This is a genomic window from Streptomyces sp. NPDC031418, from assembly GCF_055581605.1.
In genome coordinates this window covers 1-23,864 of record NZ_JBVIJC010000038.1, presented here as the reverse complement: position 1 = coordinate 23,864, position 23,864 = coordinate 1, and the positions used below count along the sequence as shown (strand labels likewise).

General features: G+C 72.4%; 25 protein-coding genes. 10 read left to right on the top strand and 15 right to left on the bottom strand.

Annotated elements, in window-relative coordinates; translation table 11 throughout:
• Positions 1-38: 38 nt before the first annotated feature.
• A complete protein-coding gene (locus ACZ5CZ_RS37420) occupies positions 39-1,328 on the bottom strand; it encodes an MFS transporter (RefSeq protein ID WP_468949250.1) in 1,290 nt (429 codons plus the stop codon).
• Between the two features lie 62 nt (positions 1,329-1,390).
• Here ACZ5CZ_RS37420 and ACZ5CZ_RS37415 point away from each other — a divergent pair, with 62 nt between their 5' ends.
• Positions 1,391-2,350 carry a LysR family transcriptional regulator gene (locus ACZ5CZ_RS37415; protein ID WP_385843546.1) on the top strand — a complete coding sequence of 320 codons (960 nt, stop codon included), beginning with the start codon at positions 1,391-1,393 and terminating at the stop codon, positions 2,348-2,350.
• 24 nt (positions 2,351-2,374) lie between these two features.
• Here the strand turns inward: ACZ5CZ_RS37415 and ACZ5CZ_RS37410 are convergent, their stop codons facing one another.
• Positions 2,375-3,136: an alpha/beta hydrolase gene (locus tag ACZ5CZ_RS37410; RefSeq protein ID WP_385843547.1), complete on the bottom strand. Its 762-nt coding sequence runs from the start codon at positions 3,134-3,136 to the stop codon at positions 2,375-2,377.
• Positions 3,137-3,264: 128 nt separating this feature from the next.
• Between ACZ5CZ_RS37410 and ACZ5CZ_RS37405 the strand changes: the two genes are divergently transcribed.
• Positions 3,265-4,431: an adenosine deaminase gene (locus ACZ5CZ_RS37405; protein ID WP_468949247.1), complete on the top strand. Its 1,167-nt coding sequence runs from the start codon at positions 3,265-3,267 to the stop codon at positions 4,429-4,431.
• Positions 4,432-4,588: 157 nt separating this feature from the next.
• Positions 4,589-4,948: an ATP-binding protein gene (locus ACZ5CZ_RS37400; protein WP_385843549.1), complete on the top strand. Its 360-nt coding sequence runs from the start codon at positions 4,589-4,591 to the stop codon at positions 4,946-4,948.
• 88 nt (positions 4,949-5,036) lie between these two features.
• Here the strand turns inward: ACZ5CZ_RS37400 and ACZ5CZ_RS37395 are convergent, their stop codons facing one another.
• The 3 genes from ACZ5CZ_RS37395 to ACZ5CZ_RS37385 all read right to left on the bottom strand — a co-directional run bounded on the left by ACZ5CZ_RS37395 (position 5,037) and on the right by ACZ5CZ_RS37385 (position 6,467).
• Positions 5,037-5,240: a PspC domain-containing protein gene (locus ACZ5CZ_RS37395; protein WP_385843551.1), complete on the bottom strand. Its 204-nt coding sequence runs from the start codon at positions 5,238-5,240 to the stop codon at positions 5,037-5,039.
• Positions 5,241-5,325: 85 nt separating this feature from the next.
• Entirely contained in the window at positions 5,326-5,895 is a 570-nt protein-coding gene (locus ACZ5CZ_RS37390) for a VanZ family protein (protein ID WP_385843552.1), read from the bottom strand.
• 167 nt (positions 5,896-6,062) lie between these two features.
• Positions 6,063-6,467, bottom strand: coding sequence for a hypothetical protein (locus ACZ5CZ_RS37385; protein ID WP_468949245.1), 405 nt, complete (start codon positions 6,465-6,467; stop codon positions 6,063-6,065).
• Positions 6,468-6,627: 160 nt separating this feature from the next.
• Here ACZ5CZ_RS37385 and ACZ5CZ_RS37380 point away from each other — a divergent pair, with 160 nt between their 5' ends.
• Positions 6,628-7,230: a uridine kinase family protein gene (locus tag ACZ5CZ_RS37380; RefSeq protein ID WP_385843576.1), complete on the top strand. Its 603-nt coding sequence runs from the start codon at positions 6,628-6,630 to the stop codon at positions 7,228-7,230.
• 179 nt (positions 7,231-7,409) lie between these two features.
• On the opposite strand, the gene ACZ5CZ_RS37375 is transcribed toward ACZ5CZ_RS37380, so the two are convergent.
• Positions 7,410-8,150: a SigE family RNA polymerase sigma factor gene (locus ACZ5CZ_RS37375; RefSeq protein WP_385843554.1), complete on the bottom strand. Its 741-nt coding sequence runs from the start codon at positions 8,148-8,150 to the stop codon at positions 7,410-7,412.
• A 215-nt stretch (positions 8,151-8,365) separates the two neighbouring features.
• On the opposite strand from ACZ5CZ_RS37375, the gene afsQ1 reads away from it, so the two are divergent.
• Genes afsQ1 through ACZ5CZ_RS37360 form a run of 3 tightly spaced genes read left to right on the top strand, consistent with a single transcriptional unit; the run spans position 8,366 to position 11,261 of the window.
• Positions 8,366-9,043, top strand: a complete 678-nt coding sequence (gene afsQ1, locus ACZ5CZ_RS37370; RefSeq protein ID WP_199272809.1) for a two-component system response regulator AfsQ1 — start codon at positions 8,366-8,368, stop codon at positions 9,041-9,043.
• Positions 9,040-10,659, top strand: coding sequence for an ATP-binding protein (locus ACZ5CZ_RS37365; RefSeq protein ID WP_468949242.1), 1,620 nt, complete (start codon positions 9,040-9,042; stop codon positions 10,657-10,659). The genes afsQ1 and ACZ5CZ_RS37365 overlap by 4 nt, the downstream gene beginning before the upstream one ends.
• The gene (locus ACZ5CZ_RS37360) at positions 10,656-11,261 is read left to right on the top strand and encodes a hypothetical protein (RefSeq protein ID WP_468949240.1); all 606 of its coding nucleotides are present in this window, start codon (positions 10,656-10,658) and stop codon (positions 11,259-11,261) included. The genes ACZ5CZ_RS37365 and ACZ5CZ_RS37360 overlap by 4 nt, the downstream gene beginning before the upstream one ends.
• Positions 11,262-11,364: 103 nt before the next feature.
• Here ACZ5CZ_RS37360 and ACZ5CZ_RS37355 read toward each other — a convergent pair whose 3' ends face one another.
• The 3 genes from ACZ5CZ_RS37355 to deoC are packed head-to-tail and all read right to left on the bottom strand — an operon-like array spanning position 11,365 to position 14,644.
• Positions 11,365-12,255: an aldehyde dehydrogenase family protein gene (locus ACZ5CZ_RS37355; protein ID WP_385843558.1), complete on the bottom strand. Its 891-nt coding sequence runs from the start codon at positions 12,253-12,255 to the stop codon at positions 11,365-11,367.
• Positions 12,248-13,678 carry an aldehyde dehydrogenase family protein gene (locus tag ACZ5CZ_RS37350; RefSeq protein ID WP_468949238.1) on the bottom strand — a complete coding sequence of 477 codons (1,431 nt, stop codon included), beginning with the start codon at positions 13,676-13,678 and terminating at the stop codon, positions 12,248-12,250. The genes ACZ5CZ_RS37355 and ACZ5CZ_RS37350 overlap by 8 nt, the downstream gene beginning before the upstream one ends.
• Before the next feature lie 6 nt (positions 13,679-13,684).
• Positions 13,685-14,644, bottom strand: a complete 960-nt coding sequence (deoC, locus tag ACZ5CZ_RS37345; protein WP_385843578.1) for a deoxyribose-phosphate aldolase — start codon at positions 14,642-14,644, stop codon at positions 13,685-13,687.
• 136 nt (positions 14,645-14,780) lie between these two features.
• On the opposite strand from deoC, the gene ACZ5CZ_RS37340 reads away from it, so the two are divergent.
• Complete coding sequence (locus ACZ5CZ_RS37340; RefSeq protein WP_387055729.1) at positions 14,781-15,506, top strand: PH domain-containing protein; 726 nt, start codon at positions 14,781-14,783, stop codon at positions 15,504-15,506.
• Positions 15,507-16,017: 511 nt separating this feature from the next.
• Here the strand turns inward: ACZ5CZ_RS37340 and ACZ5CZ_RS37335 are convergent.
• The 3 genes from ACZ5CZ_RS37335 to ACZ5CZ_RS37325 form a co-directional block, all read right to left on the bottom strand.
• Positions 16,018-17,649: a phospho-sugar mutase gene (locus tag ACZ5CZ_RS37335; RefSeq protein ID WP_385848482.1), complete on the bottom strand. Its 1,632-nt coding sequence runs from the start codon at positions 17,647-17,649 to the stop codon at positions 16,018-16,020.
• Between the two features lie 117 nt (positions 17,650-17,766).
• Positions 17,767-18,591 (bottom strand): purine-nucleoside phosphorylase, encoded by an 825-nt coding sequence (locus ACZ5CZ_RS37330; RefSeq protein WP_385848483.1) that lies wholly within the window; start codon positions 18,589-18,591, stop codon positions 17,767-17,769.
• A 123-nt stretch (positions 18,592-18,714) separates the two neighbouring features.
• Complete coding sequence (locus ACZ5CZ_RS37325; protein WP_385848485.1) at positions 18,715-19,152, bottom strand: gamma-glutamylcyclotransferase family protein; 438 nt, start codon at positions 19,150-19,152, stop codon at positions 18,715-18,717.
• Positions 19,153-19,268: 116 nt separating this feature from the next.
• Here ACZ5CZ_RS37325 and ACZ5CZ_RS37320 point away from each other — a divergent pair, with 116 nt between their 5' ends.
• Complete coding sequence (locus ACZ5CZ_RS37320) at positions 19,269-20,717, top strand: NAD(P)H-quinone dehydrogenase (protein WP_385848486.1); 1,449 nt, start codon at positions 19,269-19,271, stop codon at positions 20,715-20,717.
• A 540-nt stretch (positions 20,718-21,257) separates the two neighbouring features.
• Positions 21,258-22,190, top strand: a complete 933-nt coding sequence (locus ACZ5CZ_RS37315; protein WP_450788457.1) for a DeoR/GlpR family DNA-binding transcription regulator — start codon at positions 21,258-21,260, stop codon at positions 22,188-22,190.
• A gap of 30 nt (positions 22,191-22,220) precedes the next feature.
• Here the strand turns inward: ACZ5CZ_RS37315 and ACZ5CZ_RS37310 are convergent, their stop codons facing one another.
• The 3 genes from ACZ5CZ_RS37310 to ACZ5CZ_RS37300 form a co-directional block, all read right to left on the bottom strand.
• A complete protein-coding gene (locus ACZ5CZ_RS37310) occupies positions 22,221-23,156 on the bottom strand; it encodes a hypothetical protein (RefSeq protein WP_468949235.1) in 936 nt (311 codons plus the stop codon).
• Positions 23,157-23,170: 14 nt separating this feature from the next.
• A complete protein-coding gene (locus ACZ5CZ_RS37305; RefSeq protein WP_468949233.1) occupies positions 23,171-23,626 on the bottom strand; it encodes an effector-associated constant component EACC1 in 456 nt (151 codons plus the stop codon).
• 83 nt (positions 23,627-23,709) lie between these two features.
• Positions 23,710-23,864 (bottom strand): acyl-CoA carboxylase biotin carboxyl carrier protein subunit (locus tag ACZ5CZ_RS37300; RefSeq protein WP_468949276.1); only part of this gene is annotated, 155 nt, incomplete at its 5' end.

Below are 23,864 nucleotides of genomic sequence, written 5' to 3'. Positions count from 1 at the left end.
GAATCTGACCGAATGGGTCGGGCAACGGCCCACCGGTGTCAGTGCGCCGGAACCGGCTCCCGCCGCTCCGCCACCCGGGCCGCCCGCGAACCGGCGACGGTGATCGCGACCACCCCGACGACCGCCAGCAGCCCCACCGCGACCGTGCCGCTCCAGCCGTCCGCGCGGAAGGCCAGCGCACCGACCGTGCTGCCGGCGCTGGAGCCGATGTAGTACATCGACTGGTACAGGGCGGAGGCCTGGGCGCGGCCGTGCGTGGCCGTCCTGCTGACCGCCGAGGAGGCGACCGCGTGCCCCGCGAAGAAGCCCGCCGTGATCAGCACCAGGCCCAGCAGGACCAGCGGCAGCGCCGGGGCCAGCGACAGCAGCAGACCGGCCGTCGTCGTACCGCCCGCCAGGTACAGCGCGCCCCGGCGGCCCAGCCGGCCCACCAGCCGGCCCGCCACGGACGCGGACACCGTGCCCACCAGGTAGACCAGGAAGATCGATCCCGCGATGCCCTGCGGCAGCCCGAACGGCGCCTCTGTCAGCCGGTAGCCGATCACCGTGTAGACGCCGCCGAACACCGTCATGAACAGCGCGCCGATCGCGTACAGCCGGCGCAGCAGCGGGTTCGCCAGGTGGTCGCGGACCGTGCCGAGCAGCACCCGGGGCCGCAGCGAGCCGGCCGTGAAGTGGCGCGGCGCCGGCAGCAGCAGCCGGAAGGCGACGGCACAGCCGACCGCGATCACGCCGATCACCCCGACCGCGACCCGCCAGCCCCACTCCTGGGCCACCCAGCCGGTGATCACCCGGCCGCTCATGCCGCCCACGCTGTTGCCCGCGACGAACAGCCCGATCGCCGTGATCAGCGCCTTGGGCCGGACCTCCTCGGCCAGATACGCCTGCGCCGAGGCCGGCAGCCCGGCCAGCGCGGCGCCCTGCACCGCCCGCAGCACCACCAGCGCGCCGAGCGACGGCGCGAAGGGCACCAGCAGGCCGACCGTCACCGCGACCGCCAGCGACGCGGTCATCACCGTACGGCGGCCGAACCGCTCCGACAGGGCGCTCATGGGCAGCACGAACAGGGCCAGCCCGCCGGTCGCGGCGGCCACCGTCCAGCTCGCCTCGCTCGCCGCGACCCCGAACTCCCGGGAGATCAGCGGCAGCAGCGCCTGGGTGGAGTAGAGGAGGGCGAAGGTCGCGACACCGGCGAGGAAGAGGGCGAGGCTCATCCGGCGGTAGCCGGGGCCGCCCGGGGTCATGCGGGAATCGGCGGCGACTTCGCGGGAGGGTACGGACGATACGGCGCCCACGGTGGTGGACGCCCCGGTACTGGCGGGAGACATGCTTCGACCGTAGGCACGCACCGCTCATCCGTCCAATGCATGAAACGGCCATAATCGTTCCCATGGTGCATCAGCAAAGGTCACAGGGGCGCCTGTCACCATTCGGTGACAGAGAAGACATGAACGAGATGTCGAGGCTGCTCGCGCCGCGCCTCGCCTACTTCGCCGGGGTGGCCCGCACCGAGCACGTCACCCGCGCCGCCCTGGAGATGGACGTACCCCAGTCCACCCTGTCCCGGGCGATGGCCCGGCTGGAGCAGGACCTCGGCGTCGACCTGTTCGCCCGGCACGGCCGCACCGTCTCCCTGACCACGGCCGGCCGCACCTTCCTCGCCTCCGTCGAACGCGCCCTCGCCGAGATCGAGCGGGCCGCCGAGGAGGTCCGCGCCGACGCCGACCCGGCCACCGGCAAGGTCGCCTTCGGCTTTCTGCACACCATGGGCGCCGAGACGGTACCGGGCCTGTTGCACGCCTTCCGCGCCGACCACCCGCGCGTCCGCTTCAGCCTGGTGCAGAACCACGGCGAGGCCATGCTGGAGCGGCTGCGCGCCGGTGAACTGGACCTCTGCCTGACCTCCCCGGTCCCGGACGCCCCCGACCTGGTCGCCCGCCGGCTGGACGAGCAGAAGCTCCGCCTTGTCGTCCCCGCCGAGCACCGCCTGGCCGGCCGCCGCCGCATCCGCCTGGCCGAGGCCGCCGACGAAACCTTCGTCACCCTGGAACCCGGCTACGGCATGCGCCGGATCACCGACGACCTGTGCCAGGAGGCCGGTTTCCGGCCCCGGATCGCCTTCGAGGGCGAGGAGGCGGAAACCCTGCGCGGCTTGGTCGCGGCGGGCCTGGGGGTGGCCCTGCTGCCCCCGCCCACCGTCCCCCGGCCGGGGGTGGTGGAACTGACCGTCACCGCCCCGAGGGCGGCCCGCGAGATCGGCGTCGCCTGGCTGGCCGACCGCCCGGACACTCCGCCGGTGGCCGCCTTCAAGAAGTTCCTGCTGTCGCGCAGGGGCAGCCTGCTGCCCTGAGCGGCCGGCCGGGGCGCGCGGGACTCACGGCCGCAGCGACCTCCCGAACCCCACGGCCAACGGCATCCGGAGCCCGATGGGCGGCGGAGCCGCGAGCGCGTCCTCCACCGGCCGGGACAGCACCTCCCCGAACAGTGCCGCCCGCATGAAGTCCACGGCCAGCCAGGCCACTTCGTCCCGGTGCCCGCGCATGCGATGCCCGTCGGAGTGCACCTCGAACCGGCACACCTCCCGGTTCACCTTCTTCGCCCGCGCCGCGTACCGGAACGACAGCTCGGGGTCGGTCCGTTCGTCGTTGGTGCCGTGCACGATCAGTACCCGCCGCCCCACCAGCTGCTTCACCGGCTCGGGGGGCGCGGCGACATCGTCCTCGGGCAGCCAGGGGGCAAGCGCCACCACCGAGTTGACGGCCTCGTGCCCGCCGGCCCGCAGCGCCGCCCGTCCCCCCATGTCCACCCCGACCAGGCAGACGGGAACGTCCCCGTAGCGCCGTACGATCTCGTCGGCGGCCCACTCGGCGTCGGCGGCCGGCTGTGCCGCGCTGCCGTTCCAGCCCCGGCAGCGGTAGTGGACGGTGTGCACGGCGAGTCCTTCGGCCCGCCCCGCGCGAGCGAGCCGCCGGCCCAGGGAGCGCAGCGCGACCGCCGCCCGCACGGCGGACGGCCTGCGGTCGGAGACCTCCTCGCCGCCGGGGAGCAGCAGCACCGCTCCGCTCACCGCCGTCGGCTGCGGGCCGACTGCCTTCCCCAGCCTGGCCGTTCGGACCGGCGTCGCTTGCTGTCCCATGACAGAACAGTGTCAGAAGGCGCGGTGTACGAAACCCGTACGTGCGGTCACCGTTGCGTATCGACGGAAAAAGAAGCGGTGGCGTCGAAAGAGCCGCCTTCTACGCGCGTAGGCGTTACAGTGCGGAAATGACGAGCCAGACTGCACCGAAAGGGACCGTCCCGACGCCGGACCAGATCCGCCGGGCGCCCAAGGTTCTGCTGCACGATCATCTCGACGGCGGGCTCCGTCCGGGCACCGTCGTCGCCCTCGCCCAGGAGACCGGGTACCGGGATCTTCCCGAGACCGACCCCGACAAGCTGGGCATCTGGTTCCGCGAGGCCGCCGACTCCGGTTCGCTGGAACGGTATCTGGAGACCTTCCGGCACACCGTCGGCGTGATGCAGACCCGTGCGGCACTGGTCCGGGTCGCCCGGGAGTGCGCCGAGGACCTCGCCGAGGACGGGGTCGTCTACGCCGAGGTGCGGTACGCGCCCGAACAGCACCTCGGCGGCGGACTGACCCTGGAGGAGGTGGTCGAGGCGGTCAACGAGGGCTTCCGGCAGGGCGAGCGGCTCGCCCGGGAGAACGGCCACCGGATCCGCGTCGGCGCCCTGCTCACCGCCATGCGGCACGCGGCCCGCTCCCTGGAGATCGCCGAACTCGCCAACCGCCACCGGGACTCCGGAGTGGTCGGATTCGACATCGCCGGTGCCGAGGCCGGATATCCGCCCACCCGGCACCTGGACGCCTTCGAGTACCTCAAGCGCGAGAACAACCACTTCACCATCCACGCCGGCGAGGCCTTCGGGCTGCCGTCCATCTGGCAGGCGCTCCAGTGGTGCGGCGCGGACCGGCTCGGACACGGGGTGCGGATCATCGACGACATCGAGGTCCGCGAGGACGGCACGGTACGGCTCGGCCGGCTGGCCGCCTACGTCCGGGACAAGCGGATCCCGCTCGAACTGTGCCCCAGCTCCAATCTCCAGACCGGGGCCGCGCCCTCGTACGCCGAGCACCCGATCGGGCTGCTGCGCCGGCTGCACTTCCGGGCCACCGTGAACACCGACAACCGGCTGATGTCGCACACCAGTATGAGCCGGGAATTCGAGCATCTCGTCGAGGCGTTCGGTTACACGCTCGACGACCTCCAGTGGTTCTCCGTCAATGCGATGAAATCAGCGTTCATTCCTTTCGATGAACGACTCGCGATGATCAATGACGTCATCAAGCCCGGATATGCCGAGCTGAAATCCGAATGGCTGTTCCAGCAGACGGCCGCGACCAGCGACTTTGTCGATTCCTCGGGGGAGTAGCGGGCCGGACTCCGACCCGGAATGCGGACGCGCTTTCACATGGCGTCCGCATTTCGGTGTTTGCGGTGGGCGGGTGTGCGTGTTTACGGTCGTGGACCGCTCAGATCGTTTGTGATCTCCCGTCCCCTGTTTCCCCTATTCAAGGAACGCATTCACCATGAAGCAGTCTGCTGCCAAGACCCTGGGCGTCGCCGCCCTCGGTGCCGCCTTCGCCGCCGTCGGCGCGGGCGCGGCCAATGCCGCCCCGGCCACCCCCGACGCCACCCAGGCCCTGGACAGTGTCACCAAGACGCTGCCGGCCGAGAACGTCGGCAAGGCGCTGCCGGGTGCCACCCAGGCGCTCGCCCAGGGGCAGGGTGCGCTGAGCGCCGGTGTGGCCGCCGCTCAGCCGGTCGTCGAGCAGGTGCTCGCCGGCGGCCCGACCGCCCCGGTCGGCAAGCTGCTCGGCGGTCTGCCGGTGGGCAAGACGGGCCTGCCCACGCACGGCCTGCCGGTGAACGGGATCCCGCTCGGCTGACCGGCCGCCGCCGGCTTCCGCACGACGCCGCTGGGGCGCTCCGGAGCTGTCCGGGAGCGCACCAGCGGCGTTCGTGTGCGCGGGCGGCTCACCAGGCGGCGGTGACGGTCTTGTCCTCGGCGGGCAGCAGGATCCACAGCGCTATGTAGACCAGGAACTGGGGGCCGGGCAGCAGGCAGGACAGCAGGAAGATCACCCGCATGGTCGTCGCCGACGTGCCGAAGCGGCGGGCCAGGGCGGCGCACACGCCGCCGATCATGCGGCCGTGGGTGGGGCGGGCAAGGGCGGTCATGGCTGCTCCTCCGTGGTGATCCGTGGGTGGCGGTGTCGCTCAACTGCCTTCCACGGTACGGAGACGAAGCGGACGAAGCATCGCTCTACGGGGCGATCCCGACCCTGGGAATCGTCGGGGTACGACCCTGAGACAGCTCCTCCTGGACGGTGACCGGCTCGCTGCCCTCGCGCTCCGCGCCCGCCCGCGCGTCCCGGCGCCGCAGCCGGGCCCGGGCCGCCGGGACCACGGCCAGATGGGCCAGGATCGCTCCGGTCGTGTTGAGCAGCAGCGAGTCGACGTCCACGACCCGGCCCGGCACGCCGGTCTGGAGCAGGGCGATGCCGACGGAGACCAGGGTGCTCGCGGCGGCCGTGCGCAGCAGGGAGGCGACCGGCGAGACGCCGAGGCGGCCGTGCGCCATGGGCAGCAGCACCCCGAGCGGTGCGAGCAGGGCGAGACCCTCGCCGAGGGGCTTGGCCGCGCCCGGCCAGCCGAGCGCGAGGTCGGCCCGGATGCCGGCCAGGGGGTGCAGGTTGGGCGGCAGCACCCAGGGCACGTCCAGGGGGCGCAGCATCAGCCAGGCGACGAGGGTGAGGTGTGCGACGAGGAGGATGCTTCCCGTCGCACGGATGCGGATCGCGGCGGTGCCGCCGATGGAGCCTTGACGCTGCACGATCCCCAAGACGCCACCCCGGGCGCGAACGGTTCCGCATCGGAGCGTTTCCGTCCGGGCACCCTGGGCTGTGACCGGCCGGCCGCCGGTTTCGCTTTCCTCGCACCGCACGACCGGCGGGGTGCGTCTCCCCGCCACCCGGAGGACACGCACCCCCGTGCCCGGGGTCAGTGCCCCAGCACCGTCAGCACCTGCCCCACCACCGGCACCCCGCCCAGCGACTGGGCCTCGGCCAGCGGCGCCGTCAGCATCTGGGAGCCCACCGGCTTGAAGTCGGCCAGCTGGGTGCCCACGCCGTTGTCCAGGGGGTCGACGCCGGTGCCCGCCAGCGGGTTGGGCTTGAGGCCGGCGACGGGTCCGGTGACATAGCCGACCGTGCCGGTGAGGACCGTGAGGCCCGCCTGCGGGTCGATGTGGCCGAGCGAGGTCGGCCGCCAGGGCACCTCCACGAGCGAGGGGGCCGCGTCCGCGTGCGCGGTCGCGGCGCCCGCGCCCAGGGCCGCCCCCGCGGTCGCGAGGGCGACCAGGGCGCGCCGCGTGGTGGGGTGCTGGGAGGGGGAGTGTGGGGCCATCGCTGGTGCCACCTTCTGGTGCGCAGGGTAAGGACGTCGACACGTAGGGTAGTTGAGGCGGGAGTCACGCTCAAAAGCCGACCCGCGGGGTCGGCAGGCGGCCCGCCATGCGTCAAACTGGTGTTCCGTGAGCATTCATCCCCCGTCCCCCGCCCGTGTCGTGCTGCTGTGCGGCCCCTCGGGCTCGGGCAAGTCCCTCGTCGCCGCCCGCTCCGGGCTTCCCGTCCTGCGCCTGGACGACTTCTACAAGGAAGGTGACGACCCGACTCTGCCGCTGGTGGACGGGAGTTCCGACATCGACTGGGACCACCCGGAGTCCTGGGACGCGGACGTCGCCATCGAGGCCATCACCCGGCTGTGCACCACGGGCGCCACACCGGTCCCGGTGTACGACATCTCGCTGAGCGCCCGCACCGGTGAGAAGACGCTGGACATCGGCCGTACCCCGCTGTTCATCGCGGAGGGCATCTTCGCCGCGGAGATCGTCGAGCGGTGCCGGGACCTGGGTCTGCTCGCCGACGCGCTGTGCCTGACCCGCGGATCGGTCACCACCTTCCGGCGGCGCTTCCTGCGGGATCTGCGGGAGGGCCGCAAGTCGGTGCCGTTCCTGCTGCGCCGCGGCTGGCGGCTGATGCGCGCGGAGCGGTCGATCATCGCCCGGCAGGTGTCCCTCGGCGCGTACCCCTGCGACCGGGACGAGGCACTGGACCGGCTGGCGGCGGCGGGCGACGGACGGCCCGCGCGGCAACAGCCGGTGGCGTAGGCCCTGGGAAATAGGCCCCGGGAAAACGGAAGCGGGACCGGTCAGGCCTACGGCCCGCCAGTCCCGTTCCTCTTTCCCCCGTGATCCCCCGTGGATCCACCCCCCCCGGTGGTTCCCCCGTTGTCCCCCCGTTTTCCCCCGTGTCCCCCCCGAGGTCACCCCCCAGTGACCCCCGTCCTTCAGGCGACCAGCTCGCCGAAGGCGTTCTCCTCGTCACGGCCGAAGCTGAGGACCTCGTCCTCGCGCAGCCGGCGGAGCGACCGCCAGATGCTGGACTTCACCGTGCCGACGCTGATGCCGAGGATCTCCGCGATCTCCGGGTCCGTGCGGCCCTCGTAGTAGCGCAGGACCAGCATGGTGCGCTGGAGCTCGGGCAGCCGGGCCAGCGCCTGCCAGAGGACCGCGCGCAGCTCGGTGCCGCGCATCGCGTCCGTCTCGCCGGGCGTCTCCGGCAGCTCCTCGGTCGGGTACTCGTTCAGCTTGCGGCGGCGCCACGCGCTGATGTGCAGGTTCGTCATCGTCCGTCGCAGATAGCCCCCGACGGCCGCCTTGTCGCTGATCCGGTCCCACGCCTTGTACGTCGAGAACAGCGCGCTCTGGAGCAGGTCCTCGGCCTCGAAGCGGTCGCCGGTCAGGTGGTAGGCGGTGGCGTACAGGGAGGCGCGGCGCTCCTGGACGTAGGCGGTGAACTCCGCCTCGGTCAGCGAACGTCGCTGCTCCCCCGAGTCCTCCCTGTACGCGGTTCCCCCGTGTGCCGCCCCCGTGCGGGCGTCGATCACCGTCATGAAGGCGGTGTGCTGACGCCCGGTGCCGCGAGCGCACCCCCGCCCGCTCACGGCACCGGACTTCTCGGATCCCCGGTGCACGTCGTGCAGACGCGTGACCACTGCGCTGGTGCTGATGCTGTGCAGCGTGTTCATCTCGCGCTCCCCGTCGTGGACTTCCGGCGACTCGGTCTTGCCGGGCCGGTTGTGGCTCCCCCGTCCGGCCCGTGCCCAAAAGACTGCCGGGGCGACTTCATGGCCGTGTCCGCCGACTGTCACAGACCTGTCACAGGGGTCCGCGCGGGAACGAAAGGCGAGGGCATGACGCCCGCAGGTCGTACGACCGGCCGTCCATGGGCCAGAATGAGCCCGTGCCTTCCCTGTTGCTGATCGAGGACGACGACGCCATCCGTACGGCCCTGGAGCTCTCCCTGACGCGCCAGGGACACCGGGTCGCGACCGCCGCCAGCGGTGAGGACGGTCTGAAGCTGCTGCGCGAGCAGCGGCCGGACCTGATCGTGCTGGATGTGATGCTGCCCGGCATCGACGGGTTCGAGGTGTGCCGGCGCATCCGGCGCACCGACCAGCTGCCCATCATCCTGCTGACCGCGCGGAGCGACGACATCGACGTCGTGGTCGGGCTGGAGTCCGGGGCCGACGACTATGTCGTCAAGCCGGTCCAGGGCCGGGTGCTGGACGCCCGGATCCGGGCCGTGCTGCGGCGCGGGGAACGGGAGTCCAGCGACTCGGCGACCTTCGGCAACCTGGTCATCGACCGGTCGGCGATGACCGTGACGAAGAACGGCGAGGACCTCCAGCTGACCCCGACCGAGCTGCGGCTGCTGCTCGAACTGAGCCGGCGGCCCGGTCAGGCGCTCTCCCGCCAGCAGCTGCTGCGGCTGGTCTGGGAGCACGACTACCTCGGTGACTCCCGGCTGGTGGACGCGTGTGTCCAGCGGCTGCGCGCCAAGGTCGAGGACGTGCCGTCGTCACCGACCCTGATCCGTACCGTCCGTGGTGTCGGCTACCGCCTGGACTCGCCTCAGTGACCGATACGCGAGGGGGGCTGCGCGGCTGGGCCGCGGGGCGCAAGGGGAATCTGTCGCGGCTGCGGTTCACCAGCCTCAGGCTGCGACTGGTCGTCGTGTTCGGGCTGGTGGCGCTCACGGCCGCCGTGTCGGCGTCCGGCATCGCCTACTGGCTCAACCGGGAAGCCGTGCTCACCCGCGCCCAGGACGCGGTGCTGCGCGACTTCCGGCAGGAGATGCAGAACCGCGCGGGCGCCCTGCCCGCGCACCCCACCCAGGACGAACTCCAGCGCGCGGCGGGCCAGATGGCCGCGAGCAGCCAGCACTTCAGCGTGCTGCTGGTCGGCCAGGACACCGACGGCCGTACGGTGTACGGCAACTCGGGCGGCATCAACGGCTTCTCGCTGGAGGACGTGCCGAAGACGCTGCGCGCCGCGGTGAACAAGCGGCAGCAGGTCACCGGCACCAACAAGGAGCCGTACCACCTGTACTGGCAGCGGGTCGTGGACCACGGCACGCCCTATCTGGTGGCCGGTACCCGGGTGATCGGCGGCGGGCCGACCGGTTACATGGCGAAGTCCCTGGAGCCGGAGGCGAAGGACCTCAACTCGCTGGCCTGGTCGCTGGGCATCGCCACCGGGCTCGCGCTGATCGGCGCCGCGCTGCTCGCGCAGGCCGCCGCCACGACCGTGCTGAAGCCGGTGCACCGGCTCGGTGTCGCCGCCCGGCGGCTGGGCGAGGGCAAGCTCGACACCCGGCTGCGGGTGTCCGGCACCGACGAACTCGCGGACCTCTCCCGGACGTTCAACAACGCGGCCGAGGCGCTGGAGCAGCGGGTCGCGGAGATGGCCGCGCGGGACGAGGCGTCCCGCCGGTTCGTCGCCGACATGAGCCACGAGCTGCGGACGCCGCTGACCGCCATCACCGCCGTCACGGAGGTGCTGGAGGAGGAGCTGGAGTTCGAGTCCGGGAGCATCGACCCGATGATCGAACCGGCGGTGCGGCTGGTGGTGAGCGAGACCCGGCGGCTGAACAACCTGGTCGAGAACCTGATGGAGGTCACCCGCTTCGACGCGGGCACCGCCCGGCTGGTCCTGGACGACGTCGACGTCGCCGACCAGATCACCGCCTGCATCGACGCCCGCGCCTGGCTGGACGCCGTCGAGCTGGACGCCGAGCGGGGCATCCACGCCCTGCTCGACCCGCGCCGCCTGGACGTCATCCTCGCCAACCTGATCGGCAACGCGCTCAAGCACGGCGGGTCGCCGGTCCGGGTCTCGGTGCGGGAGTCGGACGACTCGGTGGTGATCCAGGTCCGCGACCACGGCCCCGGCATCCCCGAGGACGTCCTGCCGCACGTCTTCGACCGCTTCTACAAGGCGAGCGCCTCCCGGCCCCGCTCGGAGGGCAGCGGGCTCGGCCTGTCCATCGCCCTGGAGAACGCCCACATCCACGGCGGCGGGATCACGGCCGCCAACTCGCCCGAGGGTGGCGCGGTGTTCACCCTGCGGCTGCCGCGGGACGCCTCGCAGCTGACCGAGCAGCCGGCGGACGAGCCGCAGCAGAAACCCGACGACAGCAAGAAGAGCACGACGGCCGACACGGACGATTCCGGTTCCGGAAAGGAGGGGTCATGACCGTACGACGCCTGCTGGCGCTGCCCCTCCTGGGCGCGCTGCTCACCGGCTGCGGCATCCGCGCCACGGAGGTGCCGACCGACTTCGGCGCGGCGCCCTCGCGGGTGCCGTGCTCGCTGGCCGGGCCGGACCGGTCCACGCAGACCGCGCACGGCGTGCCCGTGCAGGTCTTCCTGCTGTGCGGCGCGTCCCTGGTGGCCGTCGACCGCACGGTGCCCGTCCCCGAGGGCACGCCGGACGCCAAGCGCCGGGTGATCGTGGCCCAGGGCCTGCTGGACCAGCTCGCGGCCTCGCCGTCCGCCGCGGAGCGCTCCGCGGGCTACACGACGTATGTGCCGGGCGGGCTGAGCGTGTCCGGGCCCGGCCCGCGGGACCCCGAGGACGCGCTCCGGCTGAGCACCTCCCCGACCCGGCTCACCTCCTACGCCCTGGCCCAGCTGGTGTGCACGCTGTCCGACTCGGCGGCGACGGAGGGCGACGGATCGGTCATCCTGGCGGGGCCGCCCCCCGCGCCGCCGAGCCGCTACGAGTGCACCGACCCGGTGCGCAACCACCCGGGCAGCGAACAGCCGCCGACGAGCAGGGTGACGGGGAAGTCCTGACGCGCCTGCTCGCGCACGCGCCGCCCGACCGACCGCCGAAACGGAAGAGCCGCGCCTTCCCCGGACGGGGGGAAGGCGCGGCTCTCGGCCTGGTGGCCTGCCGTCAGTAGGACGAGCCGGACGCGCCCAGCGAACCCGTCGGGTGCCAGACCGTCTTCGTCTCCAGGAACGCGGTCATCCGCTCGATCCCCGGCGTCCGGGAGTAGTCCACATCCTGGGGACGCAGTACGCGCTTGAGGTTGTCGGCCGCCGCGATCTCCAGCTCCTTCGCCAGCTCCTCGTCCGCCCCCGCGAGGTCGATCGCGTTGACGTCCTGGTGCGCGGCCAGCGGCGCCGCGATCTCCGCCGTACGGCCGGAGAGGACGTTCACCACACCGCCCGGCACGTCGGAGGTGGCCAGCACCTCGGCCAGGGAGAGCGCCGGCAGCGGGGACTTCTCGCTCGCGACCACCACCGCCGTGTTGCCGGTGGCGATCACGGGCGCGAGCACCGACACCAGGCCCAGGAAGGACGACTCCTGCGGCGCCAGTACGGCGACCACACCCGTCGGCTCCGGGGAGGACAGGTTGAAGAACGGGCCCGCGACCGGGTTGGCGCCGCCGACCACCTGGGCGATCTTGTCGGTCCAGCCCGCGTACCAGACCCAGCGGTCGACGGTCGCGTCCACGACCGCGGCCGCCTTCGACTTGGACAGGCCCTCCGCGTCGGCGACCTCGCGCACGAACTGCTCGCGGCGGCCCTCCAGCATCTCCGCGACGCGGTACAGGACCTGGCCGCGGTTGTAGGCGGTCGCGCCGGACCAGCCGCCGAACGCCTTGCGCGCGGCCACGACGGCGTCCCGGGCGTCCTTACGGCTCGACTGCGGTGCGTTGGCCAGCCAGTTGCCCTTCGAGTCCGTCACCTCGTACACCCGGCCGCTCTCGGAACGCGGGAACTTCCCGCCGACGTACAGCTTGTAGGTCTTGAAGACGCTCAGACGGTTCGGTTCAGACATCGAGGTACGCCTCCAGGCCGTGGCGGCCGCCCTCGCGGCCGAAGCCCGACTCCTTGTAACCGCCGAACGGCGAGGTCGGGTCGAACTTGTTGAACGTGTTGGACCAGATCACGCCCGCGCGGAGCTTGCCCGCGACCGCCAGGATCCGGGAGCCCTTCTCGGTCCAGATGCCCGCCGACAGGCCGTACTGGGTGTTGTTCGCCTTGGCGACCGCCTCGTCCGGGGTGCGGAAGGTGAGCACCGACAGCACGGGGCCGAAGATCTCGTCGCGGGCGATGGTGTGCGCCTGGGTCACGTTGGTGAACACCGTCGGGGCGAACCAGTAGCCGGACGCCGGGAGTTCGCAGGCCGGGGACCAGCGCTCGGCGCCCTCCGCCTCGCCCTGGTCGGCGAGGGCGGTGATCCGGGCCAGCTGCTCGGCGGAGTTGATCGCGCCGATGTCGGTGTTCTTGTCCAGCGGGTCGCCGAGCCGGAGGGTGGACAGCCGGCGCTTCAGGGCCTCCAGCAGCTCGTCCTGGACCGACTCCTGGACCAGCAGCCGGCTGCCCGCGCAGCACACCTGGCCCTGGTTGAAGAAGATGCCGGTGACGATGCCCTCCACCGCCTGGTCGATCGGAGCGTCGTCGAAGACGATGTTCGCGCCCTTGCCGCCCAGTTCCAGGGTGAGCTTCTTGCGGGTGCCCGCGACGGTCCGCGCGATCTCCTTGCCGACCGCGGTGGAGCCGGTGAAGGCGACCTTGTCGACATCGGGGTGCGCGACGAGCGCGGCGCCCGCGTCGCCGTAGCCCGGCAGGATGTTGACGACGCCCTTGGGCAGCCCGGCCTGGCGGCAGATGTCCGCGAAGAACAGCGCGGACAGCGGGGTCGTCTCGGCCGGCTTCAGCACGACCGTGTTGCCGGCCGCCAGCGCCGGGGCGATCTTCCAGGCCAGCATCAGCAGCGGGAAGTTCCACGGGATGACCTGGCCCGCGACGCCCAGCGGACGCGGGTTCGCGCCGAAGCCGGCGTGGTCGAGCTTGTCCGCCCAGCCCGCGTAGTAGAAGAAGTGCGCGGCGACCAGGGGAAGGTCGGCGTCGCGCGTCTCCTTGATCGGCTTGCCGTTGTCCAGCGTCTCCAGGACGGCCAGCTCACGGCTGCGCTCCTGGATGATGCGGGCGATGCGGAAGAGGTACTTGGCGCGCTCGGAACCGGGCAGCGCGGACCACTTCTCGAAGGCCTTGCGGGCGGCCCTGACGGCCCGGTCCACGTCCTCGGAGCCGGCCTGGGCGACCTCGGAGAGGACCTCCTCGGTGGACGGCGAGACGCTCTTGAAGACCTTGCCGTCGGCCGCCTCGACGAACTCGCCGTCGATGAACAGGCCGTAGGAGGGGGCGATGTCGACGACCGAGCGGGACTCGGGCGCCGGTGCGTACTCGAAAACCATGATCGATCAGTCCACCGTCACGTAGTCGGGGCCGGAGTAGCGGCCGGTGGCCAGCTTCTGGCGCTGCATCAGCAGGTCGTTCAGCAGCGAGGAGGCGCCGAAGCGGAACCAGTGGTTGTCCAGCCAGTCCGCGCCGACGGTCTCGTTGACCAGGACGAGGAACTTGACGGCGTCCTTGGTGGTGCGGATGCCGCCGGCCGGCTTCACACCGACCTGGATGCCGGTCTGGGCGCGGAAGTCGCGTACGGCCTCCAGCATCAGCAGGGTGTTCGCCGGAGTGGCGTTCACCGCCACCTTGCCGGTCGAGGTCTTGATGAAGTCGGCGCCGGCCAGCATGCCGAGCCAGGAGGCGCGGCGGATGTTGTCGTACGTCGACAGCTCGCCGGTCTCGAAGATGACCTTCAGCCGGGCGTCCGGGCCGCAGGCCTCCTTCACGGCGACGATCTCGTCGTACACCTTCAGGTACTTGCCCGCGAGGAACGCGCCCCGGTCGATGACCATGTCGATCTCGTCGGCGCCCGCGGCGACCGCGTCACGGACGTCGGCGAGCTTCACGTCGAGGGCGGCGCGGCCGGCCGGGAAGGCGGTGGCGACCGAGGCGACCTTGACGCCGGAACCGGCGACGGCCTCCTTGGCGGCGGCCACCATGTCGGGGTAGACGCAGACCGCGGCCGTGGCCGGGGTGGTGCGGTCCGTCGGGTCGGGGTGGACCGCCTTGGCGCCGAGCGCCCGGACCTTGCCCGGGGTGTCCGCGCCTTCCAGCGTCGTCAGGTCGACCATCGAGATGGCGAGGTCGATGGCGTACGCCTTCGCGGTGGTCTTGATGGAACGGGTGCCGAGAGACGCGGCCCGCGCCTCCAGGCCGACCGCGTCGACGCCGGGCAGCCCGTGCAGGAAGCGGCGCAGCGTGCTGTCGGACGCGGTGACGTCGGTGAGCGCGTGTGCTGGGGGAGCAGTGGTGGGCATGGTCACCAGACGAGCATATCTACGCGCGTAGCGGCTGTACAGCCCCGGTGCTCGTTCTGCCGGAGTGGATCACGGATGAGCGGTGCGGCCGGGGCGCGTGGGGATACCGGTGATGCTGTCGTGCACAATCGGGGCCATGACGACCCCGGACCACGAGTCACCCGCGCCCGAGCCTTCGGCGCCCGCTGTCAAAGACCGCGTCTACCGCTCGCCCCTGGGCATGGCGGGCGGGGTGCTGCTGCTCGCGGTCGTGGGCTGGCTGGGCATCGACGCGCTGGTCCACGGGCATGGCCGCGCGCCCTGGCTGGCGCTGGCCACGCTGATCCTGATCGTCCCGCTGGTGATCGCCTTCACCCTCCGCCCGGCCGTCTTCGCCGGCGAGGACCGGCTGCGGATCCGCAACCCCTTCCGGCTGATCACCGTGCCCTGGGGCGAGGTGAGCGCACTGCGCTCCGGCTTCTCCAACGAGGTCGTCGCCACGTCCGGCAAGAAGTACCAGCTGTGGTCCATCCCGGTGTCGCTGCGCGCCCGCAAGAAGGCCGAGGCGCGCACGGCGCGGGCCGCGGCGGACGCGGCCCGGGGCGGCGCCGGCGGAGGCGGCCTGTTCGGCGGCCGTGGCGGCCGCGGACTCGGCGGCTTCGGCTCCCTCGGCGGCCCGGCCGCGGGCGGCGCGGCGGGCGTCCCCAGCGGGCCGACCCGCGCGGAGTTCGACCAGGCCATGGACGACCTGCGCGACCTGCTGGACCGACGCGGCGAGGCGGAGCAGGCCCAGGGCGAGATCACCGTGCGGTGGGCGTACGAGGTACTGGCGCCGGTGATCGCGGGAGCGGTGCTGCTGGGAATCCTGCTGGCGCTGGGCTGAGGGCCCCTCCGGGGAGGGGCGTGGGGGGTCGCCTGGCGGGCGGGGTGCGCCTGGGTCACGGTGGTGACGTGGGTGCGGTGTTGTTACGGCGGTGAGCAGGCGGCCGTGGGCTGCGGGTGGCTGGGTGTCGTCGTGTCGTGTGGCGGGCCGGGCTCGGTCTGCTGGCCGTCGTGGCAGGGGTGGTCTTTTGCGATCGCCGTCTCCCTGGCTGGGAACGGTGCGGCGTTGCCCGTCGGGTGGGGGCATCCTCGGCGCGGCCTGGTGGTGTCCGCCTGTGTCGTGGTGGCCGCCCTCGGCTTCTGGTGGCTGACGCCGGCCCCGGCGGTCCGGCTGCCCCGGCCACGGGGGTCCGGCTGCTCCGCCCCCGCTGGGGCGGGCCCCGTCGGATGTGGCTTGGCAGCAGCAGCCTTCTGCGATGCCCTCAGGGCGCCCGGCGGCGGGGCAATGACCGGCGCCCCGGCGTCACAGGGTGACGGCCGGGGCGCCGGTGGGGTCGTACCGGGGGCCGGGGTCAGATGCCGGCCGCCGCGGAGAGGTCCCGCTTGATCGCGGTCAGGAGGTCCGTCGCGCGGGTGCGGGCTGCCGGCAGGTCGGCGTGGGTGGCCACCGGGACGACGACCTCCAGGTAGCACTTCAGCTTCGGCTCGGTGCCGCTCGGGCGGACGATCACCCGGGCGCCGTCCAGCGTGTAGCGCAGGCCGTCGGTGGGCGGCAGCTTCTCCGTGCCCCGGGTCAGGTCCTCCGCGCGCGTGACGGGCAGCCCGGCCAGCTCGGTCGGCGGCTGCTCGCGCAGGCGGCGCATCGCGTCGGCGATGAGCGAGAGGTCCTGGACCCGGACCGACAACTGGTCGGTGGCGTGCAGACCGTGCTGCACGGCCAGGTCGTCCAGCAGGTCGAGGAGGGTACGGCCGTCCTCCTTGAGCTGCGAGGCCAGCTCGGTGACGAGGAGCGCCGCGGTGATGCCGTCCTTGTCGCGGACGCCCTCCGGATCGACGCAGTAGCCGAGGGCCTCCTCGTAGCCGTACCGCAGGCCGTCCACCCGGGCGATCCACTTGAAGCCGGTGAGGGTCTCCTCGTACGCCAGCCCGGCCCTCTCGGCGATCCGGCCGAGGAGGGAGGAGGAGACGATCGACTCCGCGAAGGTGCCCTGGACACCGCGGTTCACCAGGTGCGCGGCGAGCAGCGCGCCGACCTCGTCGCCGCGCAGCATGCGCCAGTCGGCGCCGTCCTTGACGGCCACCGCGCAGCGGTCGGCGTCGGGGTCGTTGGCGATCACCAGGTCGGGGTCGGTCGCGCGGGCCCGGGCGAACGCCAGGTCCATCGCGCCCGGCTCCTCCGGGTTGGGGAAGGCGACCGTCGGGAAGTCCGGGTCCGGCTCGGCCTGCTCGGCGACCAGCACCGGCTCGGGGAAACCGGCCCGGGCGAAGGCGGCGAGGAGGGTGTCCTTGCCGACGCCGTGCATCGCGGTGTAGACCGTGCGGGCGCCGCGCGCGGAGCCGGGGGCCAGGACCGCGTCCGTGCGGGCCAGGTAGGCGTCCAGGACCGCGTCGTCCAGGGTCTCCCAGCCGGAGTCCGGGCGGGGTACGTCGTTCAGCGAGACGATCGCGTCGATCTCGGCGGCGATCTCCGCGTCCGCGGGCGGGACGATCTGGGAGCCGTCGCCGAGGTAGACCTTGTAGCCGTTGTCCCGGGGCGGGTTGTGGCTGGCGGTGACCTCGACGCCCGCGACCGCGCCCAGGTGCCTTATGGCGAAGGCCAGGACCGGGGTGGGCAGCGGGCGGGGGAGTACGGCGGCCCGCAGGCCGGCGCCGGTCATCACGGCGGCGGTGTCGCGGGCGAAGTCGGCGGACTTGTGGCGGGCGTCGTACCCGATGACGACGACTCCGTCGCCCTGGCCGTTCTTCTTCAGGTAGGCGGCGAGACCGGCGGCCGCGCGGATGACGACCGAGCGGTTCATGCGCATCGGACCGGCGCCGAGTTCGCCCCGCAGGCCCGCGGTGCCGAACTGGAGCGTGCCGCTGAAGCGGGCCGACAGCTCGGTCACGTCCCCGGCCTCGATCAGCTTGGCCAGTTCGTCGCGGGTCTCCGCGTCCGGGTCCTCGGCGAGCCATGCCGTGGCCCGGGCGATGAGATCGTCGTGCACCTTGGGATCAACCTCTCCGTGTTTGCCTGCTCCACCAGGGGCTCCGCCCCCGGACCCCCGTCCGCCCACTCTCCCGACGCGGTCGGTGCAGGGTGGGCGAGGGCCCTTGCGGGGTGCTTACAGCTTGCCCAGCACCTGGGCCAGCAGCTCGCCCATCCGGGCGGCCGAGTCGCGGCCCGCCTGGAGGACCTCCTCGTGGTTGAGGGGCTCACCGGTCATACCGGCCGCGAGGTTGGTGACCAGGGAGATGCCCAGCACCTCGGCGCCCGCCTCACGGGCGGCGATGGCCTCCAGCACCGTGGACATGCCGACCAGGTCCGCGCCGATGACGCGGGCCATGCGGATCTCGGCCGGGGTCTCGTAGTGCGGGCCGGGGAACTGCGCGTAGACGCCCTCTTCGAGGCTGGGGTCGATCTCCTTGCACAGGGCGCGCAGACGCGGCGAGTACAGGTCCGTCAGGTCGACGAAGTTGGCGCCGACGATGGGGGAGGTCGCCGTCAGGTTGATGTGGTCGCTGATCAGCACCGGCTGTCCGGGGCGCATGCCCTCGCGCAGACCGCCGCAGCCGTTGGTCAGCACGATCGTCTTGCAGCCGGCGGCCACGGCGGTGCGCACACCGTGCGCGACGGCGGCGACGCCACGGCCCTCGTAGTAGTGGGTACGGCCGAGGAAGACCAGGGCGCGCTTGTCACCGAAGGTGTACGAGCGGATCTTGCCGCCGTGCCCCTCGACGGCCGGCGGCGGGAAGCCGGGCAGCTCGGTGACCTGGAACTCGGCGTCGGGGGCGCCCAGCGCGTCGACGGCCGGAGCCCAGCCGGAGCCCATCACGAGGGCGACGTCGTGGGTCTCGGCGCCGGTGAGTTCGCGCAGGCGTGCGGCGGCGGCGTCGGCGGCGGCGTACGGGTCGCCCTGGATGTCGTCCGGAAGAAGAGATGCGTTCACGACGACGAGGGTAGCCGGTATTCGCCTACGCGCGTAGATGACGAAGGCCACGGGATTGCCTTCGTTGTCTTGTCGTTTTCCACAAGGGCGGGCGAAGAGGGAGGAAACACGCGGGGGCGCGGCTCAGCAGGGGCGCTTGCGGAGTTCCATCACATAGTCGTGGGGAGCGCCCGCGGACTCCGCGGCGTCGGCGATCTCGCCCAGGTAGCGGGCGGAGGGAAGACCGCCCTCGTAGCCGTTCAGGACGTACGCCCAGGCCTGCTCGTCCCCCTCGAGGGTGTGCACCCGCACCCGGACCCGGCGGTAGACGCCGAGGCCGACGCCCTCCCAGCGGTCCAGCGACTCCTCGTCCGGCGGGGCGATGTCGTACAGGCCCACGAAGACCTGCGCGAGCGGGTCCTCGACGATCGTCGCCAGCGCACCCTCCCAGCCGAGCTGCTCGCCGCCGAAGGTCAGCCGCCAGCCGTCCAGCCAGCCGGTGGCGCGCAGCGGGGAGTGCGGGGCGCGGCGGGACATCAGACGCGCGTCGAGGTTGCCGGCGTACGCGGCATAGAGCGACATGGAGAGAGGGTACGGCAGCGAAAACGTTCCCTTTCACGCCCCGGGGGGCGGCGCCGCGGCAGCTGTGAAGGGGGCTTTCCTCCCCCGGGCAGTAGCACCTTGAAGGGTGCGGGACAATGGGATACGTGACTCGGATCGTGATCATCGGTGGCGGACCCGGCGGATACGAAGCGGCGCTGGTGGCCGCTCAGCTCGGGGCGGAGGTGACCGTCGTCGACTGCGACGGTCTGGGCGGAGCGTCGGTGCTGACCGACTGCGTGCCGTCGAAGACCCTTATCGCTACGGCCGAGGTGATGACCACCTTCGACTCCTCCTACGAGGAGCTGGGGATCATCGTCGCCGACGACACCCCGCCGCTGGAGCAGGCGGCCCGGGTGGTCGGGGTGGACCTCGGGAAGGTCAACCGGCGGGTGAAGCGGCTCGCGCTCGCGCAGTCGCACGACATCACGGCGTCCGTGACGCGCGCCGGCGCCCGGGTCATGCGCGGCCGCGGCCGGCTGGAGGGCATGCAGGCCCTCGACGGCTCCCGGAAGGTCGTCGTCACCTCCGCCGACGGCACCGAGGAGACCCTCACCGCCGACGCCGTCCTCCTCGCCACCGGCGGTCACCCCCGCGAGCTGCCCGACGCCCAGCCGGACGGCGAGCGCATCCTCAACTGGACCCAGGTCTACGACCTCACCGAGCTGCCCGAAGAGCTGATCGTCGTCGGCTCCGGTGTGACCGGTGCCGAGTTCGCCGGCGCCTACCAGGCACTGGGCTCCAAGGTCACGCTCGTGTCGTCCCGCGACCGCGTGCTGCCCGGCGAGGACCCCGACGCCGCCGCCGTGCTGGAGGACGTCTTCCGGCGCCGCGGCATGAACGTCATGGCCCGCTCCCGCGCGCAGTCCGCCAAGCGCGTCGGCGACCGGGTGGAGGTCACCCTCGCCGACGGACGCGTCATCAGCGGTACGCACTGCCTGATGGCCGTCGGCGCCATCCCCAACAGCGCCGGGCTCGGGCTGGAGGAGGCCGGGGTCAAGGTGCGCGAGTCCGGGCACATCTGGACCGACAAGGTGTCCCGCACCACCGCCCCGGGCGTGTACGCCGCCGGTGACGTGACCGGCGTGTTCGCCCTCGCCTCCGTCGCCGCGATGCAGGGCCGCATCGCCATGTACCACTTCCTCGGCGACGCCGTGGCCCCGCTGAACCTCAAGACCGTGTCCTCGAACGTCTTCACCGACCCCGAGATCGCGACCGTCGGCTACAGCCAGGCCGACGTGGACGCCGGCAAGATCGACGCCCGGGTCGTCAAGCTGCCGCTGCTGCGCAACCCGCGCGCCAAGATGCAGGGCATCCGGGACGGCTTCGTGAAGATCTTCTGCCGCCCGGGCACCGGGATCGTCGTCGGCGGTGTGGTCGTCGCGCCCCGCGCCTCCGAGCTGATCCACCCCATCTCCATCGCCGTCGACAACAACCTGACGGTCGAGCAGATCGCGAACGCGTTCACCGTGTACCCCTCCCTCTCCGGCTCGATCGCGGAGGTGGCGCGCCAGCTGCACACCCGCAAGGCGGGCGCCGAGGCCTGACGCCCCGGACCCGTCCCACACCCCCTGGCGCTGCGCACCAGGGGGTGTGCGGTACCGGTCCGGGACGCCCGGACCACCGCACAGCTCTCACACTCACTGCCGGCCGGGCGATTGTTCGCAGGGTGGGGACGCGACGGCGGACGCCGCGCACGTGGTGCCGGCGAGGCGATCGCGTTCCCGGTGCTCACGAGAAGCCGTGGGCCGCTGGTTCAGATGGTGACCAGTAGGGTACGAGTACGGACTGTCCGTCAGCAAACGGTTCTTGACGATTGATCAGCCCGTTCCGATCCCTGCGGGTCAGGGGTGGTCCCGTGGTGCCCGGCTTCGATCGGAAGCGCCGCCGGCCGACGTGCGGCGAGCGGGGCGGGGCCGGGCGGCCGGTTCCGGGTTCCCGCTGGTCACGGGGAGTTGCCGCGCATGCGGGCGGCATAGTCGGGCTGGATAGGCCCTATACCACTTCCCACCCTGTCGCACGAACAACTTCTGTTATTCGGCGCAAACTGCTGAAAGCAGACGGTCGCTGGGGTTACTGTCAGTTTCGTGTTCGCTGCTGAACGTCGCCAATTGATCCTCGAAATGGTGCGAGCGAACGGTGCGGTCTCGCTCCGTGAACTCGCCCGCGTCGTCCAGACCTCCGAAGTGACCGTACGGCGGGACGTGCGGGCACTGGAGGCAGAAGGACTCCTCGACCGCCGGCACGGCGGTGCGGTACTGCCGGGTGGCTTCACCCGCGAGTCGGGCTTCCCGCAGAAGTCCCATCTCGCGACCGCCGAGAAGACGGCCATCGCCGACCTCGCGGCGGGCCTCGTCGAAGAGGGCGAGGCCATCGTCGTCGGGGCGGGTACGACCACACAGGAGCTGGCCCGCCGGCTCGCGCGGGTCCCCGGCCTGACCGTCGTCACCAACTCCCTCCTCGTCGCACAGGCCCTGGCCCATGCCAACCGGGTGGAGGTCGTGATGACCGGTGGCACCCTGCGCGGCTCCAACTACGCCCTGGTCGGCTCCGGCGCCGAACAGTCCCTCCAGGGGCTGAGAGTGTCCAAGGCCTTCCTCTCCGGGAGCGGGCTCACCGCCGAACGCGGGCTGTCCACCTCCAACATGCTCTCGGCATCCGTCGACCGGGCCCTCGTCCAGGCCGCCGCGGAGGTCGTGGTCCTCGCCGACCACACCAAGCTGGGCACGGACACCATGTTCCAGACCGTGCCGACGGACCTCATCACCCGGCTGGTCACCGACGAGCCGCCCGGCCATGACGACCGCGCCGGCACCGAGTTGCAGGCCCTGGCCGACCAGGGGGTGCAGATCGCCGTGGCCGGGGCGGGCGGAGTCCCTTCGGGGGGTGAGCAGGCCCCGGCGCGACGCGCGTCCCTGCCGGGGCCGCGGCGGGGCGTGCCCGGAGGCGGGCTGCGCGGAGTACTGGGCGAACAGCCGGCCGGCGAGCGGGGACGCGTCGCCGACCTGCGGCGCCGCTGAGGCCGCCCGCCGCCCGCCCGGCCGCGGGGCTCAGGGCGCGGCGGGGGGCTCGGGAGGCCGGACCCGGTAGGGGGCGAAGGCGGTGGTCGCGGCCGGGGCGTAGGGCCTGCGGGACATGCGGGTCACCAGCTGCCACATGGCGCGCTCCTGCTCCAGATCGCCCGGCAGGACCAGACCGAGCGCCTCCGCCAGCGGCTTGCGGCCCAGGTTGACCAGGGCGCGCGTCGCCGCCGCCCACTCGTCGGTGGCGGCCACCGCCGCGTGGTACCACACGGGCATCAGCAGGAGCAGTACGACACCCGTGACCACCAGCACCGGGCGGTCGGCCCGCCCGGACGCCAGCGCGGCGCACGCCGTGCCGGCCACCGCCGCATGGCCGTACAGCAGGGCCACGAAGAAGTCCACGTTCGTGCGGGCGGTGTCGTGCTGCCTGCGGGCCCACTCCGGGGCGACACTCGTCAGCTCGTTCCACAGCACCTGGGTGTCGAGCCGGTAGCGGTCGTGGCCGTACTCCTCGAAGCGGCGGATGGCGTTGCCGAGCCGGGTCGGGGCGATCTGCTCGTCGCTGACCGGATAGCGGCTCAGCTTCTCGGCGAGCAGACCCCGCCGGATGGTCGAGCCGGCCGGGATGCCCGCCAGCCGCTCGGCCGTACGCCGCCGACGGGCCAGCTGGGTCCGGCAGCCACGCTCGTACGCCACCGGCGGCCACAGCGCATAGCCCTCCAGCAGGCGGTACAGGGGCGTCTGGAGGGCGTTGAGCACCAGGCCGAGCAGCACGGCCGCGACGAGGAGCAGCAGCGCCGTACGGCCCCCTGTCGCCGGCCAGTGCCCGGACAGGAACGCGGGGCGGTGCAGGCTGGGGGCGACCGCCAGCAGGAACACGGACAGGTTCAGCGCGGTCGGCAGGATCCAGCCGACGAGCAGCGTCCAGCCGCCCCCCAGCGCCCCCTTGGCGATGTCTCCCACCGGCTACCGCTCCCTCACTCCCGGTCCCAGTCGTCATCGGGGTCGAGGACGGGACCGGGGGAGGTGTGGCGCCCGGACCCCGTGATGTCGGTATCGCCGGTGGTCGGGAGGCCCGTCACCGGCCCCGGGCCCCGTGGAGCGCTCAGCGCGGAGACCAGGCGCACGAGCGTTTCCGGGTCGTCGGTTCCGCCGGTCAGCTCGACGCTTCGCCGCACCGGGGGCATTTCCACGGTGACGGTGAGGGTGGGGGAGCCCGGACCTCGCTGGGTCAGCCAGGTCACCAGCCCATCCGCGTACAGGACGAGCGCCCCGGGCCGGTGGCTCCTGAACCGCACGACCCGGCCGTCCGGGCCGTCGGGCAGCTCCAGCTCCAGCGCCGGTTCCGGGGTCAGCGCCCTGTCCCGCAGCCAGGCGCGCAGCTCCCCGGCTCGGCCGGGGTCCGCCACAGTGACGGTGAAGACGAATTCCACGCGGCCAGCTTAGGGACCGGCAAAGCGAGTTGGCCCCCGGTGTGACGACACCGGGGGCCAACTCACGTTCCTGCTGCGGTTGTTCAGTCCTTGATCTCGCAGATCGCGGCGCCGGAGGTGATGGAGGCGCCGATCTCCGCGCTCAGGCCCTTGACGGTGCCGGCCTTGTGCGCGTTGAGGGGCTGTTCCATCTTCATGGCTTCCAGGACGACGATCAGGTCGCCTTCCTTGACTTCCT